The sequence below is a fragment of the Tsukamurella pseudospumae genome, assembly GCF_001575195.1.
Lineage (GTDB): Bacteria > Actinomycetota > Actinomycetes > Mycobacteriales > Mycobacteriaceae > Tsukamurella > Tsukamurella pseudospumae.
Genome location: NZ_LSRF01000088.1, coordinates 1 through 1,724 on the forward strand (window position 1 = coordinate 1; position 1,724 = coordinate 1,724).

General features: G+C 66.7%; 2 protein-coding genes. Both read right to left on the minus strand.

Annotation, left to right across the window (positions count from 1 at the left end; all coding sequences use genetic code 11):
* A partial coding sequence (locus tag AXK60_RS27490; RefSeq protein ID WP_217491802.1) for a hypothetical protein occupies window positions 1-191 on the minus strand: 191 nt, incomplete at its 3' end.
* Complete coding sequence (locus tag AXK60_RS25205; RefSeq protein WP_068575357.1) at window positions 188-1,594, minus strand: IS1380 family transposase; 1,407 nt, start codon at window positions 1,592-1,594, stop codon at window positions 188-190. The genes AXK60_RS27490 and AXK60_RS25205, both read right to left, overlap by 4 nt.
* Window positions 1,595-1,724: the final 130 nt, after the last annotated feature.

Here is a 1,724-nt window from a genome sequence, read left to right on the forward strand (position 1 = left end):
TGTTCGGTGTTAGCCTCGATCTTTCGTGAGGTGGTCGTCCCCTCCTGATCGGTTTCGGATTGGTGTCCTCGAGTGAGGGTTTCGTTCGTGGGCATGGTGATGCGGCCCGGTGTTGCGTCGGGTGGCGTCGGGTTCCACTGTCCCGTGGGGGTGTTTCGTGATCGGATTGTCAAGGAAGTCGTGTCGGTCATGTGGGTGCTCGCATCCGGTTCAGGCGCTGTAGGCCGGCGATCAGCAGGCCGGTGTCGGGGGCTGTCGCGGCGAGGTGCAGGCGGGTGCGGCGGGCGTGCCGGGCGATGGATCCGGCGATGCAGAAGAGTCGGTGGCGCAGTCGTTTGGGTTCCCACCGGCGGGCATCATGGCTGGTCAGGGCGAGCATTTGGGTCCAGGCTATGAGGTCGGCAGCCAGCGCGGCGATCGCGGTCCAGATCCGGTTCTTCGCGAACCGGTGCAGGGGGAGGTTCCGCAGGCCGGTGTCCTTCAATGCGCGGATGCGGTCCTCGCAGCGGGCGCGGCGCCGGTGCCGCAGCTCGAGGCGTTCGACCGGGCCGCGACTGTTGGTGACGAACGCGGTCAGCCGCAGTCCGTCCCGGTCGGTGAACGTCAGCTGCGCCCCGGGGTGCGGGCGTTCAGCACGCACGATCAGCCGCATCCCCGCAGGCCACGAGGTCAAGTCCACTATGTGTGTGAGCTCGGCGATCCAGGCCCCTTCCCGCAGTTCACCGCTGTCGTTATCGATCGCCGCGATCCACCCGGCGTCGGGGACCAGGTCGACGGCGGCTGCGAGCTTGTCGGTGAGAGCGAAGCCGATCGAGTAGGCCAGGTGCCGGCGAGTCAGATAGTCGAGGAACTCGTGGGTGCCGCCACCACCATCGGCACGGATCAGGACTTTGCGGCCGACCCGATACCGACCGCTGCCGGTCACCGCATCGGGGAGCTGCGCCAACGCCTGTTTGACGACGGTGATGTGGTCGGCGGCGGTGTTCGACCCGGCGTTCCCCGGCCGCAGCAGGACCGCCACCGGTTCCCCGGTCCCGGTCTGGCCGTGATCAACGAACGCCAGCAGTGGGTGAAACCCGAAGCCGCGTTTGAAGTTCGGCGCCGCCTGCTCCTTCTCACTGTGGGCGGTCACCAGTGAGGCATCGAGATCGACCGCGATCGGGTTCTCCGCACAGATCGCATGATCGGGACTGTCCTGGCCGGCGAGTTCCCACGCCCGGGCCCGGGCCTGCGCGGACGCCGCAGCGATCGCCGCCAACGCCGCGTCGACATCGCCTGCTAAGGCGGTGATCAGCCGCGACACCGTCGGATCGGAGGCGACCTGGCCCATCACCTGTGGTTGGGTGCGGAGCTGATCGAGGTCGGCCAGGCAGTCCCCGCCCGCCGCGATCGACACCGCCAGATCAAGCACCGTCTTCCCCGGATCGTGGATCGCGTTCGGCTTGCGCCACGGCATCAACGCACTGGTCAGAGCCGCGGTCAGACCGACCGTCTCGGCGGTACGAAGCAACAGCACTGTCCCGGCATGCGAGACGAGGTTCGTTCCGGCCGCGTCGACCGACACCTTCGGGTAGCAGGACGTAGACTGACTCACCAGAAAGGTGCTCCTTCGAGACTGGAAATAGGTTGGTGTGGTAACCCCTATTCTTCCAGCTCAGAGCACCTTTCTTCATGTCCGACACGACCTCACCCGCGAAAGGCCGAGGCTAGTCGTTGCCGCAATC